16 protein-coding genes and 1 pseudogene are annotated in these 15,931 nt (G+C 72.4%); 8 read left to right on the forward strand and 9 right to left on the reverse strand.

The window, feature by feature from the left end; all coding sequences use genetic code 11:
• Positions 1-120: 120 nt before the first annotated feature.
• Complete coding sequence (locus tag OTB19_RS17635) at positions 121-933, reverse strand: LysR family substrate-binding domain-containing protein (protein ID WP_267799221.1); 813 nt, start codon at positions 931-933, stop codon at positions 121-123.
• A 58-nt stretch (positions 934-991) separates the two neighbouring features.
• Here OTB19_RS17635 and OTB19_RS17640 point away from each other — a divergent pair, with 58 nt between their 5' ends.
• Positions 992-1,387, forward strand: a complete 396-nt coding sequence (locus OTB19_RS17640) for a DUF5997 family protein (protein ID WP_267799222.1) — start codon at positions 992-994, stop codon at positions 1,385-1,387.
• A gap of 251 nt (positions 1,388-1,638) precedes the next feature.
• On the forward strand, positions 1,639-1,872 hold the full coding sequence (locus OTB19_RS17645) for a DUF6296 family protein (protein WP_267799223.1): 234 nt from the start codon (positions 1,639-1,641) through the stop codon (positions 1,870-1,872).
• Between the two features lie 93 nt (positions 1,873-1,965).
• Here the strand turns inward: OTB19_RS17645 and OTB19_RS17650 are convergent, their stop codons facing one another.
• Both OTB19_RS17650 and OTB19_RS17655 read right to left on the reverse strand, forming a co-directional pair.
• Positions 1,966-2,325: a PRC-barrel domain-containing protein gene (locus OTB19_RS17650; protein WP_267799224.1), complete on the reverse strand. Its 360-nt coding sequence runs from the start codon at positions 2,323-2,325 to the stop codon at positions 1,966-1,968.
• Between the two features lie 143 nt (positions 2,326-2,468).
• On the reverse strand, positions 2,469-4,550 hold the full coding sequence (locus OTB19_RS17655) for a SpoIIE family protein phosphatase (RefSeq protein ID WP_267799225.1): 2,082 nt from the start codon (positions 4,548-4,550) through the stop codon (positions 2,469-2,471).
• Positions 4,551-4,775: 225 nt separating this feature from the next.
• Between OTB19_RS17655 and OTB19_RS17660 the strand changes: the two genes are divergently transcribed.
• Entirely contained in the window at positions 4,776-5,516 is a 741-nt protein-coding gene (locus OTB19_RS17660; RefSeq protein ID WP_267799226.1) for an IclR family transcriptional regulator, read from the forward strand.
• Between the two features lie 155 nt (positions 5,517-5,671).
• On the forward strand, positions 5,672-5,998 hold the full coding sequence (locus OTB19_RS17665) for a putative quinol monooxygenase (protein ID WP_267799227.1): 327 nt from the start codon (positions 5,672-5,674) through the stop codon (positions 5,996-5,998).
• Positions 5,999-6,171: 173 nt separating this feature from the next.
• On the opposite strand, the gene OTB19_RS17670 is transcribed toward OTB19_RS17665, so the two are convergent.
• From OTB19_RS17670 to OTB19_RS17680, 3 genes are all read right to left on the reverse strand, one after another.
• On the reverse strand, positions 6,172-6,876 hold the full coding sequence (locus OTB19_RS17670; protein ID WP_267799228.1) for a M24 family metallopeptidase: 705 nt from the start codon (positions 6,874-6,876) through the stop codon (positions 6,172-6,174).
• A complete protein-coding gene (locus OTB19_RS17675) occupies positions 6,863-7,678 on the reverse strand; it encodes a class I SAM-dependent methyltransferase (RefSeq protein ID WP_267799229.1) in 816 nt (271 codons plus the stop codon). Before OTB19_RS17675 ends, OTB19_RS17670 begins: the two co-directional genes overlap by 14 nt.
• A gap of 148 nt (positions 7,679-7,826) precedes the next feature.
• On the reverse strand, positions 7,827-8,012 hold the full coding sequence (locus OTB19_RS17680; protein WP_267799230.1) for a hypothetical protein: 186 nt from the start codon (positions 8,010-8,012) through the stop codon (positions 7,827-7,829).
• 110 nt (positions 8,013-8,122) lie between these two features.
• Between OTB19_RS17680 and OTB19_RS17685 the strand changes: the two are divergent.
• Positions 8,123-8,980: pseudogene (locus OTB19_RS17685) on the forward strand (SidA/IucD/PvdA family monooxygenase); the annotation flags it as partial.
• A gap of 111 nt (positions 8,981-9,091) precedes the next feature.
• The gene (locus OTB19_RS17690; protein ID WP_267799231.1) at positions 9,092-10,663 is read left to right on the forward strand and encodes an amidohydrolase; all 1,572 of its coding nucleotides are present in this window, start codon (positions 9,092-9,094) and stop codon (positions 10,661-10,663) included.
• Positions 10,664-10,757: 94 nt separating this feature from the next.
• Here OTB19_RS17690 and OTB19_RS17695 read toward each other — a convergent pair whose 3' ends face one another.
• The 3 genes from OTB19_RS17695 to OTB19_RS17705 form a co-directional block, all read right to left on the reverse strand.
• Complete coding sequence (locus OTB19_RS17695) at positions 10,758-10,943, reverse strand: MbtH family protein (RefSeq protein WP_267799232.1); 186 nt, start codon at positions 10,941-10,943, stop codon at positions 10,758-10,760.
• A 79-nt stretch (positions 10,944-11,022) separates the two neighbouring features.
• The gene (locus OTB19_RS17700; RefSeq protein WP_267799233.1) at positions 11,023-11,856 is read right to left on the reverse strand and encodes an ABC transporter permease; all 834 of its coding nucleotides are present in this window, start codon (positions 11,854-11,856) and stop codon (positions 11,023-11,025) included.
• Between the two features lie 48 nt (positions 11,857-11,904).
• Positions 11,905-12,816: an ABC transporter ATP-binding protein gene (locus OTB19_RS17705; RefSeq protein WP_267799234.1), complete on the reverse strand. Its 912-nt coding sequence runs from the start codon at positions 12,814-12,816 to the stop codon at positions 11,905-11,907.
• A gap of 191 nt (positions 12,817-13,007) precedes the next feature.
• Here OTB19_RS17705 and OTB19_RS17710 point away from each other — a divergent pair, with 191 nt between their 5' ends.
• On the forward strand, positions 13,008-15,320 hold the full coding sequence (locus tag OTB19_RS17710; protein ID WP_267799235.1) for a M20/M25/M40 family metallo-hydrolase: 2,313 nt from the start codon (positions 13,008-13,010) through the stop codon (positions 15,318-15,320).
• Positions 15,321-15,375: 55 nt separating this feature from the next.
• Positions 15,376-15,870: a GNAT family N-acetyltransferase gene (locus OTB19_RS17715; protein ID WP_267799236.1), complete on the forward strand. Its 495-nt coding sequence runs from the start codon at positions 15,376-15,378 to the stop codon at positions 15,868-15,870.
• Positions 15,871-15,931 lie beyond the last annotated feature (61 nt).

Consider the following 15,931-nt stretch of genomic DNA (forward strand, 5'->3'; position numbering starts at 1 on the left):
CCAAGATGGACGACTACATGATCAAACGGAACGAGACCGCCCGCCCCTTCAAGTGGACCTACGCCGCCAGCCCCCTCCAGGAAGCCTGAACCCCCCTCCACGAACTTTCGCGGAGCAGCACTAGCGGCCGCGCGGCTTGCCGCGCTTGCCGCCGCCCTTGCCCGGGGCGCCGCCCTTGCCACCCTTGCCGCCCTTGGGGGCGCCGGCGCCACCGCGCGGGTTCTTGCCGGCCGGCTTGCCGCCGGTGGGCTTGCGCGCTGCTCCGCCCGGCGCCGGGCGCTTGCCCTTCGGCTGCGCCGTCGCGGGTGCGGGGGCCGCCAGGGAGCGGCCCCGGGAGCTGTTCACGGTCCGTCCGCGGACGATGCCGATGAACTCCTCCACCAGGTCGGTGGTCTCCTCCCCGGGCCAGGACAGCGCCACCCGCGACTCGGGGGCGCCCGTCAGCGGCCGGTAGGTGAGGTCCTTGCGGTGGTACAGGCGGGCGAGGGACTGCGGGACGACCAGTACCCCGATGCCCGCGGCCACCAGCTCGACGGCGTCCTCCGTCGTCGCGGGTCGCTCCATCGCGGGACGCCCCGGCAGGGTGTCCCAGTCGAGGGTGTCGTCGAGGGGATGCAGCACGATCTCGTCGGCCAGGTCGCCGGTGGACACCTCCTCGGCCGTCGCCACCAGGTGGTCCTTGGGGATCAAGACGACCGTGGTCTCGGTGTACAGCGGAATGGCGCTGAGGTCCGTGCGGTCGATCGGCAGCCGGACGAATCCGGCGTCCGCCTCGCCGGCGCGCAGCACGCCGGGGGCGTCGGCGGGGGCCACCGCGACGAGGGTCAGCGGGATGCCGGGCAGCCGTTCGTTCCAGATCCGCACCCACTTGGTGGGTGTCACCCCCGGAACGTAGGCGAGCCGGAACGAGGGAGGTACTTCCGAGCCTGTCACCGGGCCAGGTTACCGGCCGTGGTCAGAGGTGGTGCACACGCTCGATACTCTTGACTCCATGACGTCGCACAAGACCGCCCAGACCATGAAGCCCGCGACCGCGGCGAAGAAGCTGGGTGTGTACCTCGAAGCCACCCCCGCCGAGTTCCAGGAGGGTGTCGTTTCGCGCAGCGAGTTGGGTGCCCTGCAGACCGATCCGCCCGAGTGGCTCCAGGAGCTGCGCCGCAACGGCCCGCATCCCCGGCCGGTGGTCGCGGCCAAGCTGGGCGTCTCCATCGCCGGTCTCGCGCGGGGCGGGGTCACCGAGGCCCTCAGCACGGAGCAGATCGAGGCGCTGAAGAACGAGGCCCCCGAGTGGCTGCAGAAGGAGCGTGCCACGCAGGCCGAGGTCCGCAAGGAAACGGTCCGCATCAAGGAGAAGAACGCGCAGAAGCAGGAGCAGCAGGAGGGCTGAGCCCCCGCACGCCGCACCGCCGCGAACAGCCCCGGACCCCGGTCCGGGGCTGTTCCCGTGTCCGGGGCCGCCTGAGTGCCGGTGCCGCCTGAGTGCCGGTGCCGCCCACCGGATCCCGGGCCGGCGCCGCCCCCGGGTCCCCGGTCGGCGGAGGTGTCCCTCTGGGCCAATCGCCGCAGTGAAATGGACGCGGCGGGGTCGAGGACTTCCCATGGAGGGACGACCGACGGCGGCACGGATCGGGAGGTGCGGTGGACGAGGACCGGTATGAGCTGGTGTTCCGGCGCGGCGAGGACGGGGGGCGGGCGCAGGACAAGGTCCTCGTCTCGCGGACCTCGCAGGCGGGACCGGGTGGTCATCCCGTGTACGCCGACGAGACGGGGATCATCCGCGCGGAGATCAGCGATCAGGGCGAGGTCAGGATGCTGGCCTCGGGCGGTCAGCAGGACCCCGAGTACCCCGTGGTGGCCCGCCGGCCGGAGTAAGGCCCGACAGGGGCCCGGATGGGCCGTGCGGCCGACAGGGGCCCCGGATGGGGCGTGCGGCCCGGGTGGGCGGCGGTGTGCCGCGCCGGCGGGTCAGGCGCGGTGTTCCGGGCCGCCGGTGTAGTAGGCGCCGACCTGGCGGTGGTACTCCGCGTCGGTGAGGTGTCGGTCGCTGACGAACTCGGGCGCGTCCTTGATCTGCGCCTTGGTGCGGTCCACGTGGATCCGCTGTTCCTCCTGGTCGATCCGCGTGACCGTGCCGGCGGGCAGCAGGACCTCCTTGCCGAAGATCCAGTGGCCGGTGTCGACGACGAGGTAGGACGCGCCCACCTCGTCGGAGTGCTTGTCGACCTTGCCGATGTGGCCGTCGGTCGCCTCGACCTTGAAGCCCGTGAGGTCGATGTCCCGCAACCGGCCCGACGTCTCGCGGTATCCCCATACGTCGCCGGACATGGAAACCACTCCTTCGCTGCCGGTTTCGGTCCTCCGGCCTGGCACCTGCCCGGTCCCGCGTGCCTCAAGCGGAGATACCCGCGCGATGAGCTGCGGGCAGGTCTTCACGTACGCCTGGCCGGGCGGGGCGGGCGACGCCGGGGTCAGCGCGGGCGGGTGCGGGCGATGAGCAGGGCCACGTCGTCGCGGTCGTCGGGGTGGCGCAGGGCCCCCAGGAGCACGTCGCAGGTTTCTTCGAGGGGGCGCGCCGGGTCGGCGAGGAGGGCGGTGAGGGCCCGCAGGCGCACGTCGATGTCCTCGTCGCGGGTCTCGACGAGCCCGTCGGTGTAGAAGACCAGCTCGTCGCCGACGCCCAGTTCGAACGTGGTGGCCTCGAACTGCACCCCGCCGACGCCCAGCGGTGCCCCGGTGGGCAGGTCGAGGAGTTCGGGGTCCCGGCCGGGGCGGACCAGTACGGGCGGCAGGTGACCGGCGGTGGCGATCCGGCACCGGTTGGCGTGCGGGTCGTAGACGGCGAAGACGCAGGTGGCCATGGTGTGGCCGAGGCCGGTCGTGGTGTGGTCGAGCCGGGTCAGCACGGCGGCGGGGTCGAGGTCCAGCTCGGCGAGCGTCCGGGCCGCGGTGCGCAGTTGTCCCATGGTCGCGGCCGCGTTGATGCCGCTGCCCATGACGTCCCCGACCACGAGCGCGGTCTTGTCGTCGGGCAACGGGATGACGTCGAACCAGTCTCCGCCGACCTCGCCGACGGCCGCCGCGGGCTGGTAGCGGTAGGCGATCTCCAGGCCCGGGGTGACGGTGGGTTCCTGGGGCAGCAGGTGGCGTTGGAGCGTGAGGGCGGCCCGGCGCTGGCGCTGGTACCAGCGGGCGTTGTCGATGCACACGGCGGCCCGCGCGGCCAGTTCGGCGGCGAGCAGGACGTCGTCGTGGTCGAAGGGCATCGGGTTGCTCGTCCGCTGGAGGCCGAGGACGCCGATGACCTCGCCGCGGGCGGTCAGGGGCACCGCGAGGTAGGAGTGCAGCCCGGCCTCGACGAGCAGGGCCGCGGCCTCGGGGTTGCGGGCGATCCCGGCCAGCTCCCGGTCGGTGACGTGCCGCACGAGAATGGACCGGCCGGTGAGCACGCACTGGGTGACCAGGCGGGTGGCGTCGTAGCGGGCGAGTTCGCCGACCGGGTCGACGGCCAGGGTGGCCGGACCGGGACGGGCGGCGGTCACGGCCAGGGCGCGGAACTGCACGGTGTCGGCGTGCGGGTCCTCGGGCGGTTTGTCGCTCCTGAGGATGCTGTCGAGGACGTCGACCGTGGCGAGGTCCGCGAGTTCCGGGACGGCGATGTCGCCCAGTTCGCGGGCCGTCACGTCGAGGTCGAGGGTGGTGCCGATGCGTACGGACGCGTCGGCGATCAGGGCGAGCCGTTGCCGGGCCAGGGCGACGGCCCGGGAGGTCCGGTGCTGTTCGGTGACGTCCACGACGGAGGCGGCGACGCCGATGGCCCGGCCCACCGAGTCGTCCAGCCGGTAGAGCGAGACCGACCAGGCACGCTCGTCGCCGGGGTCGGCCGGGGTGTGGCCGGTGGTGAGCCGGTTCAGTTGCGGGACGCCGTCGTCGAGGACCTCGCGCATGGCCGCCTCCAGGGGGCCCGAGTCCAGGAGCGGGAGGGCCTCGTGGAGGTGGCGGCCGAGGTGGTCCTCCGCCGGCATTCCGTTGATCCGCGCGAGCGCGGGGTTGACCAGGACGTAGCGCAGGTCCGTGTCCATGACCGCCAGGCCTATCGGGGACTGCTCTACCAGCCCCAGGGACAGCGCCAGGCTGCGCTCCACGCGCCGCAGCACGGTCCGGTCGGAGGCGATGCCGAGGGCGTAGGTCTTGCCCTGGGCGTCCTCCAACCGCATGTTGCGGAACTCCGCCAATCGGGTGCTGCCGTCCTTGTGTGACACCGGGAACACGCCGGCCCACGGCCCGCCGCCCGCCATCACCGCGGCGAACAGGGCCACGACGTGGTCGCGCTGCTCCTCGCCGACGAGCAGCTGCGCGGCGAAGCGGCCCAGGGCCTCCTGGGCCGTGTAACCGAACAGTTCCTCGGCCTGTGGGCTCCACAGGGCGATCCGCCCGACGTCGTCGAGCAGCACCGCCGCGACGCCGAGGTCGTCCAGGAGCCCGCCCGGTTCCGCGAAGAACGCGTCGCCGGACTCTTCGAAACCGGGGGGCACGGCATCAGCACTGCCCATGCCGGCCGCTCCTTCCCACCACCTGGCCCGGAGTCGGAGGCTCTGCCCGCTCCCTGTCCCGCGCACGCGCGCCGGGTGGGTTCCATCCTCCCTCCACCGCGCGGAACCGGCAGCCGCTGGTCCGCCGATCCGGTGGCCGCGCCCCCGACGGGCGGCGGGTCGCGGGACCGCTGCCGTAGGGTCGGGAGGTCTCGTACGTCGCCACTCGCCCCCGGGGAACCCGCCATGCCGCACCACGGTCCGCAGTCCGTCGACCGGGCGCTGGCCCTCCTCGACGCGGTGGCCGAAGCGGACGGGCCGGTCAGCGCCAAGGCACTGGCCCGCCTGACGGGCTGCTCCCTCTCGACCGTCTACCACCTCCTGGCCCCGCTCACGGAGCGCGGCCATCTCGTGCGGACGGCGCGCGGGTACGCGCTGGGGCCGCTGATCCCCCGGCTGCACCGCAGCTACCTGCGGCACCTGGAGCCGGCGCCGGGCGTCACGGACGTGTTGGCGCGGCTGCGCCGGGCCGCCGGAGCGGAGGCGTACTACACCGCGTACCGCGGCGGGCTGATCACGGTGGTCGACACGACGGCTCCCGTGACGGACACCGCGAACCCCTTCGCTCCCGGGCGGGAGACCCGCGCGCACGCCACGGCGCACGGCAAGGCGCTGCTCGCCGAGCTCCCCCGCCCGCTGCGGCGGCGCTACCTGTCGGAGCATGGCATGGCGCGCCTGACCCCGGCCACCATCACCAGCGCGGAGTCGCTGGAGGCGGAGCTGTCCCGGGTGCGGGGGCAGGGGTACGCCGTCTCGGTGGGCGAGGCCGACCCCGCCTACACCTGTGTGGCCGTCGCCCTGCCGGCGGAGCGGCCGCGGGGTGACGACGCGGTGCACGCGCTGTCCGTGTCGCTGCCGACCCGGGAGTACCGGCGCCGCCCCGATGAGGTCCGGGGCGCGCTCGCCCGCGCGGCGGGCCTGCTCTGAGGTCACCCGGCGGACCGCGGGCACGTGGGGCGGTCTCGTACCCCGGGCCGTCGGGCGCCGCTTTCCCCGGCCCGTCGGGCGCCGCTTTCCGAGCCTGCCGGAAACCGGGCCGGTCCCGCGTGCGGTGGCGGGCATCGGGTGCCAGGCTGGTGCCCATGATCTTCATAGCCGTCAGGTTCGACGTCCGTCCGGAGCACAGCGACAACTGGCTCACGCTCGTCGACGACTTCACCCGGGCCACCCGCGCGGAGCCGGGCAACCTGTTCTACGACTGGTCGCGCAGCGTCGACGACCCGACCAAGTACACCCTGCTGGAGGCCTTCGCCGACGCCGAGGCGGGCGCCGCGCACGTGGCGTCGGAGCACTTCAAGGCCGGGATGGAGACGTTGGCCGGCGCCATCGCCTCGACCCCGGAGATCATCAACGTGGAGGTGCCCGGCCAGGGCTGGAGCGCCATGGCCGAACTCTCCCCGCGCGCCTGAGGCGCCGGTCCGTCACCGTGGACGGACCCCGCACGTCAAGGGGCGTGGCCGCCTCGACGTTCGATCCGGGCGATCTCGTGCGGTCCGTCCGCGAGGGGCGTCGATTCGATGACCACCCCTCCCGAGCCGGGTGAACACCGCCGGGGACCGGGCCGGCACCCGCGGAGCGGGACCTACGCGAGGTCGAGGAGCTGTTCGTAAAAGCCTCCGAAGCCGCCCGGTTCGTGCACCAGGTGAACCTCCAGGATCCAGTGGCAGCGCCATCCGGCCCGGTCGGTGCGGCGCAGCGGATGGTCGTTGTCCGGGGTGACGTAGGACTCCACCTTGGCGCCGTCGATCAGTTCGTGCGGGAACTCCCCCACGAGGTGTCCCGCGTGCCAGCCGCCCAGTGTCCAGCCGGCCTCGGCCGCCGAGCGCTCCACGGCCGTGTACAACTGCTTGCCGGTGATGTGGGGGTCCTCGCGGAAAGCCTGCCGGCCTTCGGCGAACACGCGGGCGAGGTCGCCGCGGAGCCGGTGCTTGACCGGGTCGTCGCCGAAGACGAAGGTACGGCCGAAGTCGGCCTCGTACTCCTCGAAGATCGGGCCGAAGTCCGCGAAGGCGATGTCGTCCTCCCCGATGATCCGGTCGGGCGGGTTCTCCCGGTAGGGGAACATCGTGTGCGGGCCGGAACGGACGATCCGCTTGTGCCAGTGCTTCGTGGTTCCGAACATCTCGTTGGCCAGGTCCCGAATGCCGTCGCTGACCTCCCGTTCGCCGACGCCGGGCGCGACCAGACCTCGCGCCTCGACCTCCGCGAACAGGGCCACCGCCTTGCGTTGCGCCTCCACCAGGCCGAGTGCGCGCAGTTGTTCGTCCATCCGCTCAGATACCCCCATGGTGCTGTTCCTCTTCCGTTTCCGGTGTCGCGCGCACGAGCACGAGCGACCCCTCGTGGAACGAGCGACGCCGCAGATGACCGAACCGCTCGTCCCACACCCCCGATTCCAGGTCTTCCCGCAATCGGGTCGTGAAGCGTTCGCGGACCCCGTCGTCCACGAAACTCCAAGCCGAACACGCCTGCCGTGCCGCCGGATCCAACAACATCTCCGGACGCCCGAAGTACGCCTCGTTGAACCCGTCCGTGCAGTCCAACGGAATCGGCACCGCCCGCACACTCCCACAACCACCCAGAGCGGCGGCCATCATCCCGATGGAGGGATACCGGTGCGCCTCCATGTCGAGGACCTCGGGCGCGTACTCGTACAGCCAGAAGTCGCGCACCCGTTCCGGATCAGAGGTCAGCACCACGACCGGGCCCCGGGTCACCCGCCGCATCTCGCGCAGGCCCGCCGCCACGTCCGACCACTGGTGCACGCTGAACAGCGTCATCGCCCCGTCGAACTCCCCGTCGTCGAAGGGCAGGTGTTCCGCGACCGCGTCCACCGCGCGCGGCAGACCCGCGGCGCGCCGTGCCCGCATCGACTCCGAGGGCTCCACCGGCGTCACCGCGGGCGCCGCCGACTCGTACGAACCGGCCCCCGCACCGACGTTGACCACCCTGCGCGCGCCCCCGAGGGCCTGGGCGACGAAGTGCGCGATCCTCGGGTCCGGCCGCCGCAGGCGCGCGTGGACCGCACCGATGTCGCCGCGGTCCACGTCCCCCGCACCGCCGTCCACGCCACGGACGTTCACCGCCATCGCCACCGCCTCCTCCTGTACCGGGAACCGCGCCTCCCCTCATACTGCATGTGCAAACCCGCTTCGTACATCACGCCGCATATGCTTGTCGAAACAGCCAAGAGCCGCGCAGATGTGAACCTGTACGGGTCTCCGGACCCGGTCCGGTTCAGCTCTCGGTCGTCACCGCCGGTGCGGCGGCGGCCGGCGCCGGCGGGGCGTCGATGGTCGGGTCGGTGTTGGTGAGGGCGCCCAGCACTCGCGCCCAGTCCGCCTGGGTGTTCCCCATGCCGATGATGACGAACGGGGCCCCGGCGGGGCCCCCGTTCGTACCGGTGGTTGCCTGTCGCTCCATCAGCTCCCCCTCAATCCCCGTTCGTTCGTTGCCGAGTGCGCGGCCGACGGAATGACATCGCCCCACGGATCCGGTGATCCGCGCGGCGGCGAGGGGTCGGGTCGGCGCCCCGAGGCGGCAACCTCGTGATCGGCACCGGACTGCGGCCGCGGATGCCGGAGGGCGTCGAGCGCTCGGACCGTGTCTGGCACACGTCCGACCTGCTGACGCGGGCGGACGCGCTCAAGGACACCGCCCCGTCCCGGTTCGTCGTGGTCGGCGCCGGCCAGAGCGCCTCCGAGAACGTGGCCTACCTGCACCGCGCCTTCCCCGAGGCCGAGGTCTGCGCGGTCTTCTCCCGGTACGGCTACAGCCCGGCCGACAACAGCGGGTTCGCCAACCGGATCTTCGACCCGGACGCGGTCGACGAGTACTTCGCCGCGCCCGAGGACGTCAAGCGCAAGCTGATCGAGTACCACGCCAACACCAACTACTCCGTGGTGGACATCGGCCTCATCGACGACCTCTACCGGCAGCAGTACCGGGAGAAGGTCCTGGGCGCCGAGCGATTGCGCTTCCTGAAGGTCTCCCGCCTCACCCACGTGGTGGAGACGCCGCACAAGGTGCTCGCCACGGTCGAGTCGCTGGACGGCGAACGGACCCACCTCGACGCCGACGTGCTGATCTACGCCACCGGGTACCGTTCGGCCGACGCGCTCGGCCTCCTCGGCGAGATCGGCCGGTACTGCCTGCTGGACGAGCAGGGTCGGGTCCGGGTCGAGCGGGACTACCGCCTGACCACCGATCCCGGACTGCGCTGCGGCATATACCTCCAGGGCGGCACCGAGCACACCCACGGCATCACCTCGGCCCTGCTGTCGAACACGGCGGTCCGGGTCGGGGACATCCTGCGGTCGATCGTGGAGCGCGGCCCGGAACCCGCCGGTGGACCCCGCCGCACCGCCGACGAGATCGGCTCCTCTCTCTAGGCTGTTCACGCACCAGGCGGCCGGCCGGATCGGGTCGCGAGGCCCCCCTGCCCACACCCGCCACCCCCTGCCCCGGAACCGGTGGCCCGCACTCCCCGAGGATCGATGCCCATGCTCAGTACGCGGCTGACCAACGCGCACGTCGTCACCATGGACCCGGCGCACCCCGTCGCCCACGACATCGGGATCTGGCGCGGCCGGATCGTCGGCCTCGACGAGGCGGTGACGGGGCTGCCCGCCCGGGAGGTGGTCGACCTCCAGGGCGCCACCGTGCTGCCCGGGTTCATCGACAGCCACGTCCACCTGGCCTGGACCGGCCTGAAGGCGGCCACACCGAGCGTGGCACCGTGCGAGCGGGTCGAGGACGTGTTGGCGGTGGTGGCGCGGGCCGTCGCGGACAAGCCGCCCGGGGCCTGGGTGGACATCGCCGGATACGACCAGCGGGCCCTGGGCCGACACCTGACGGCCGTCGAACTGGACGAGGTCGGGGCCGGACGCAAGGTGTTCATGATGCACGACTCCGGGCACGGCTGTGTGGTCAACAGCGCTGTCCTGGACCTGCTGCCCGCGTCGGCCGCGGACGGCGGGGGCTTCCTCGCGGAGAGCGCCATGACCGCCGCCCGACGGCTGCGACTTCCCTACTCCCAGGAGGAATTGGCCGACGCCATCGAACGCGCCGGCCGGCAGTGCCTGGGCGAGGGCATCACCGCCTGCGCGGAGGCCGGGATCGGCGGCGGGCTCCTCGGCCACAGCCCGGTGGAGGCCGGCGCCTACCAGTTGCTGCGCGACCGGGGCCGGCTTCCGCTGCGCGTCCAGCTGATGGCGGCCGGGGACACCCTGCGTCCCGTCGCGGCCCACGCGGACGACGGCTTCCCGCGCGCGCTCGACCTCGGGTTGCGGACCGGGTTCGGGGACGACTGGCTGTCCGTCGGCGCGCTGAAGATCTACACGGACGGCGGCATGATGGCGCGTACGGCCGCGCTGACCGCCCCGTACGTCGGGACGGACGGCATCGGCGAACTCCAGGACTCCCCGGAGGCCATCACGGACTTGATCGTGGACGGTCACCTCGCCGGGTGGCAGCTCGCGGTGCACGCCATCGGCGACCGCGCCGCGGACCTCGCCCTGGACGCGCTGGAGCGGGCCCAGGGTCTGCGGCCCCGGCCGGACGCCCGGCACCGCATCGAACACGCCGGGCTGATCCGCCCCGACCAGGTGCCGCGGTTCGCCACGCTGGGTCTCAGCGCGGTGGTCCAGCCGAACTTCCTGCGGTACTTCGGGGACGACTACGCGGCCGTCATGGGCCCCGAGCGGGCCCCGTGGATGTACCGGGGTCGCGGGTTCCTCGACCACGGGGTCACCCTGGTGGGCAGCTCTGACCGGCCCGTGACGGACGGTTCGCCCCTGCGCGGCGTCCAGTTCATGGTCGAGCGGGCCTCGCTGTCGGGGCGGGCGATCGGCCCGGACGAGGCGATCGGCGTCCAGGAGGCCCTGTACGCGTACACGGTCGGCGGCGCCCACGCCTGTCGCTGGGACGATCGCGCGGGCAGTCTGACGCCGGGGAAGCGGGCCGACCTGGTGGTGCTCGCCGACGATCCCACGCGGGTGGAGACCTCACGCATCGGCGACATCGAGGTGCTCGACACCTACGTGGACGGCGTGCCCACGGCGGGCCGGGTGTGACCGCGTCCTGAGCCGCCGTGCGGACCGCGTCCATGACCTCCGGCGTGGTGCCGCGCAGCCCCGCCACGGAGCGGAACCGGTCGGCGGCGGTCCGTCACCGGTGCGCGGCGGGGCGCCAGTTGTCCTCGATCCAGGTCTGGCAGGCGGCGCGCGAGGCCTCGCCGTGGACGACCTGCCAGCCGGCGGGAATCTCGATGCCGTCCGGCCAGAGCGAGTGTTCGCCGCCGGTGTTGCGCAGTACGCGGAAGAGGCGGTCCGGATCGTCGAACGGGTTGGTCATGACGACTCCCTTTCAGTCGCACCAATGGATGAATATACCGATACATGCATGTTCAAACATGTGCTCGTGGCAGCGGAACTCAGTCGATGAGGCGGCGCGTCATCCCGCGCAATGCCAGGAACCAACTGAGGGCGGTGAATCCGATCAGGACGAGCGCGTGGACGAGGTCGCCCATTCCCAGCGTTCCGAACGCCGAGTGACGCACCAATTCCATACAGTGGTAGATCGGATTCACGGTTGCGATGCCTCCGATCCACCCGGGCAGGCCGTCCAGCGGGAAGAACACCCCCGCCGCCATGACCATCGGCGTGAGGACGCCCGACACCACCAGCCGCAGCCAGTCGATCGCCGGCACCAGGCAGGAGACCCACATGCCGCACAGGGCGAAGCCGAACCCGGAGAAGAGCGCGATGAAGGGCACCAGCAGCAGTCCGGGGGTCGCGGGCAGGCCCGCCGCGAGGGTGATCAGGAGCGGGGCGGAGCTGTAGATCGACGACTTGACGGCGATCCACGAGGCCTCGGCGGTGATCAGTTCCCAGACGTCTACCGGCCGACTGAGCATGTCGTCGTAGAGCTTCTGGTAGCACCGGCGGTTGAAGGTCTCGAACATCCCGGCGAACGCCGAGGCGAAGAGGACCGACGTGACCACCATGCCGGTGCCGATGAACTGGATGTACGGTCGCCCCTCCGCCGTGCTGATCAGCCGGCTGAACCCGAGCCCGAATCCCGCCATGTACACCAGTGGCTCCACCAGTGAGCCGAAGGTCACGGCGGGCCAGTAGCGGCGGAAGAGCAGGAGTTCCCGCAGCCAGACGGCCCGCAGGGTGGGCCAGAGCACCGGGGTCGCCTTCCGCGCCTCCTCCGGGCCGCGTACCTGCGTCTCCGCGGGGCGTGCGGGAGCTGCCCTCGTCATGGGAAGGGTCCTTTCTGGAACGGCGGAGCCGTCGCGGGGCGGGGCGAGTCAGCTGAAGAGCGCCCCGGTCAGGACGACGAAGACGTCCTCCAACGTGGTGGGGCGCAGGACGTCGGGCGCACCGAGGAGTTCGTGGACCGAGGCGGTCATGGTCTCGGCGCGCAGCACGGAGACGGAGAGTCCGGTACGTCGGCTGGGCAGGCCCGCCTCGGTCGCGACCCGCTCCACGCGGACGCGGCGTGCCGCGTCGCCCCGGTACTCGGCGGCCTGCGCCCCGGCGTGCGCGCGCAGCAGGTCCGCGGGGGCGCCCTGGGCGATGAGCTTGCCGCCGAAGACCACGGCCACGCTGTCGGCGAGGCGCTCGGCCTCCTCGATGTAGTGGGTGGACATCACGACGGTGGTGCCGCCCGCCCGCAGTTCCTCGATGACGTCCCAGAGGTCCTGGCGGATCTGCGGGTCGAGGCCGACGGTGGGTTCGTCGAGCAGCAGCAGGCGGGGGGACAACAGGGTCCCCCGGGCCAGGAGCAGTCGTCTGCGCATGCCGCCGGAGAGGGCGTCGACGCGGTGGCCGGCCCGGTCGGTGAGGCGCGCGTCGGCCAGCGCCCGGTCGACGCGGGCACGGCATTCGCGCGCGGGCACGGCCCCGAGCCGGGCGAAGACGTCGAGGTTCTGTCGGACCGACAGTTCGGAGTCGAGGTTGTCGTGCTGCGGCACGACGCCGATCAGGGACCGGACGCGACGGGACTCCTCGGGCAGTCGGTGCCCGAAGACCTCGACGGTACCGCTGTCCGCCCTGCTCTGCCCGGTGAGCATGCGCATGGTGGTGGACTTGCCCGCTCCGTTCGGACCGAGCAGGCCGAGGAACATCCCGGCCGGCACCTCCAGGTCCAATCCGTCGACGGCCGTGGTCGATCCGTAGCTCTTGACCGCGCCGCTCATGCGGACAGCGGGGACGTTCACCCTGGATCCCCCTCGTAGCCGGTGACATCGCGGGGCAACTGGTCATGGCCGTCCTGCGGCTGCCCATCCAAACACCATGCGACCGAACCCGGCAAGATCTATCAACGATTGCCCGGTGCTGTTACGTTGCTTCGGTGAACGAACCCGCCTGGTGGTTCGCCAAGTGCCGGGGGACACGAATGAGAACGCGCATGCCTGCACTGTCGGCGGTCGCGCTGCTCGCTCTGATCGCGGCCTTCTGCGGATTCGCGGTGCAGTCAACTCCCGTACCTTCAGGCAAAGATGAGGCACCCGCTTCCTTTTCCGCGGGGCGGGCGAAAGAGCACATCGAACAGATCGCCCACGCGCCCCATCCGTCCGGTTCGGAGGCCGCCGACCGGGTACGCGCCCACGTGGAAGGCGAGTTGCGGAAACTTGGCCTGAATCCGTCGGTGCAGGAGGCGACCGAGGTGCTTCCCGGTTCCGCCGCCTCACACCTGGCGGGGCGGGTCCACAACATCACGGCGACCATCCCCGGACGGTCCTCGACCGGAAGGATCCTGCTCGTCGCCCACACCGACTCCACGTCCTCCGGCCCCGGCGCGTCCGACGACGGACTCGGCGTGGGGGCGGTGCTGGAGATCGCCCGTGTGCTCAAGGCCGGGGAGCGAACGCGCAACGACGTCGTCCTGCTCTTCACCGACGCGGAGGAGATCGGGCAACTCGGGGCGCGGGCGTACGTGCGGAACACGCCGACCCTCGACCCGCGACGGGACGTCGTGATCAACATCGATGCCCGCGGCACCACGGGGCCGGCCGTCATGTTCCAGACAGGTGAGCGCAGCGCGGGCGTGGTCGGCGCGCTGGGCGACCGTCCGCCGGTCACCACCTCCCTCGCGGACGAGGTCTATCGGCTGCTCCCCAACGAGACCGACTTCACCCACTTTCGCGACGCCGGCCTGACCGGCCTGAACTTCGCCGTGATCGGTGGGAGTTCGCGCTACCACTCCACCGAGGACGACATCGAGCACCTCGACTCCGGCAGCCTCCAGGACCTGGGCGCCACCGCGCTCTCCGCCACCCGGAGCCTCGCGGGCGCGGACCTGAAGCAGGTCGCCGGGGCCTCGGACGCGACCTGGTTCAACGTGGGCCCGGTGCTGGTGCGTTACCCGGCCGGGGCCGTGCTGCCCCTGGCGGGCGCGGCGCTCCTCGCCGCCGTCGCGGCCGGCTGGTACGCCCGCCGGCGGCGGGCGCTGCGCCCGCGGAAGGTGGCGGTGGCGGCCGCCGCGTTCCCGTTGGTCCTGGTGGCGGCGGGGGCGATCGGCTGGGCCTCCTGGCAGGTCCTCCTGTTGGTCAAGCCCGCCTACGGCCGGTTCACGCACGGCGATCCCTACCGGCCCGAACTCATCGTCGTCGGACTGGTGTTGCTCGTCGTGGCGGTTGCCTGGGGCTGGACGCGGTGGGCCCGCACCCGTACGACGCCGGTGGAGTCCCTGGCGGCCGTGCTGGTCTGGCTGGTGGCGCTCGCCGTGGCCACCGGCCTGGCGCTGCCCGGCGCGTGCTACCTGTTCACCTGGACCGCGCTCGCGGGCGCGGCCGCGCTGGCCCTGACCGTGCGGCTCGCCGAGGAGTCGCCGTGGCGTCCCGTGGCCCTCGCCCTGCCGGGCCTGCCGGCCGCGGTCCTGATCGTCCCGCTGGCCGTCCTGCTGTTCCCCGCCGTCCAACTCGCCGCTGCGGCTGCTCCCTTGGTCTTCGTGGCGCTGGTCGCGGTGTTGCTGTTGCTGCCGCCGGCCCACCTGGCGGGTCGGCCGCGCGCCGGGCTCGCCATCGGTCTCGCGCTCGCCCTGTCGGGGGTCGCGATGCTGGGGGTCGGCGCTGCGGTCGACGGCACGGACCGCGCCCACCCGCTGCCCGTGAGCCTGATGTACGCCCGGGACCTGGACCGGTCACGCGCGTACTGGGTGTCGGAGAACGCCGACCCGGACTCGTGGGTGGCCCACTACACCGACGGCGCACGCACATCGGACCTGGAGAAGAGCATCCCTGCCCTGCCCGCGCCGCCCGGCGGTCACCTCGTCGGCGACGCCCCGGCGGTGGCGGTCGCGGAGCCGGTGGTGCGCACCGTCTCCGACGAACGCGTCGCGGACGGGCGCCGGTTGACCCTGTCCGTCTCCGCCGAGCGGGGCCGCTCCGTCCTGACCGCGCTCTACGTGGACACCTCGTCCACCGAGGTGGTCAAGGCGAACCTGGCCGGCGCCCCCGGCGGTTCGGGCGAGATGCCCGGCGGAGAGAACCGCTCGTACACGGCGACTCCCTGGAAGTGGGGGTTCGTCCACGCCGCGCCGCCGGCCGAGGGGTTCACGCTCACCCTGACCGTACGGGGCGACGGTCCGGTGCGACTGCTCGCCATGACCGAGGAGGCGGGGCTGCCCGCCTCCGCCCTGGACCGACCCCTCCCCGGGGACCGGGCGTACTTCGCCGACGAGGCGGGCCTGTCCCTGGCGAGCCGCACGTACACGTTCTGACCACGGGTCGTGCCCGCCCGGCGGGCACGACCGCACCGACAGCTTGGAGAGACGGATGGCAGTGAACGAGCCCGCCGAACAGGGACAGGACCGGGGCGCGGTGCGTCTGCGCGGCGCCACGGCCGATGACGCGCAGGCCGTCACGGGGGTCTTCCTGGCATCGCGCGCCGCCGCGATGCCCTACCTCCCCCGGGTGCACAGCGACGAGGACACCCTCGCCTGGATCACGCACGTGGTCCTGCCCGACAGCACCGTGTGGGTGGCCGAGGACGAGCGGGGCGAGCTGCTGGGCTTCGCCTCGCTGGACGGAACCGAACTCGACCACCTCTACCTGCGGCCCGACGCCCTGCGACGCGGCATCGGCTCGCGGCTGCTGGAGCTGGTCCGCGGGGCGAGCCCGCGGGAGCTGACCCTGCACGTGTTCCAGCGCAACACCGGCGCCCGCGCCTTCTACGAGCGCCACGGATTCGTCGCCGTGGACTTCAACGACGGCAGCCGCAACGAGGAGAAGGAGCCGGACGCGACGTACCGCTGGACCGCCGGGGACTGACCATCCCCCGGCTTTGACGGGTAGTTGTCGCGATTCGGACCACAGGTCCACACGGGGAAGA

This window comes from Streptomyces sp. H27-H5 (assembly GCF_026627505.1).
Classification (GTDB): Bacteria; Actinomycetota; Actinomycetes; order Streptomycetales; family Streptomycetaceae; genus Streptomyces.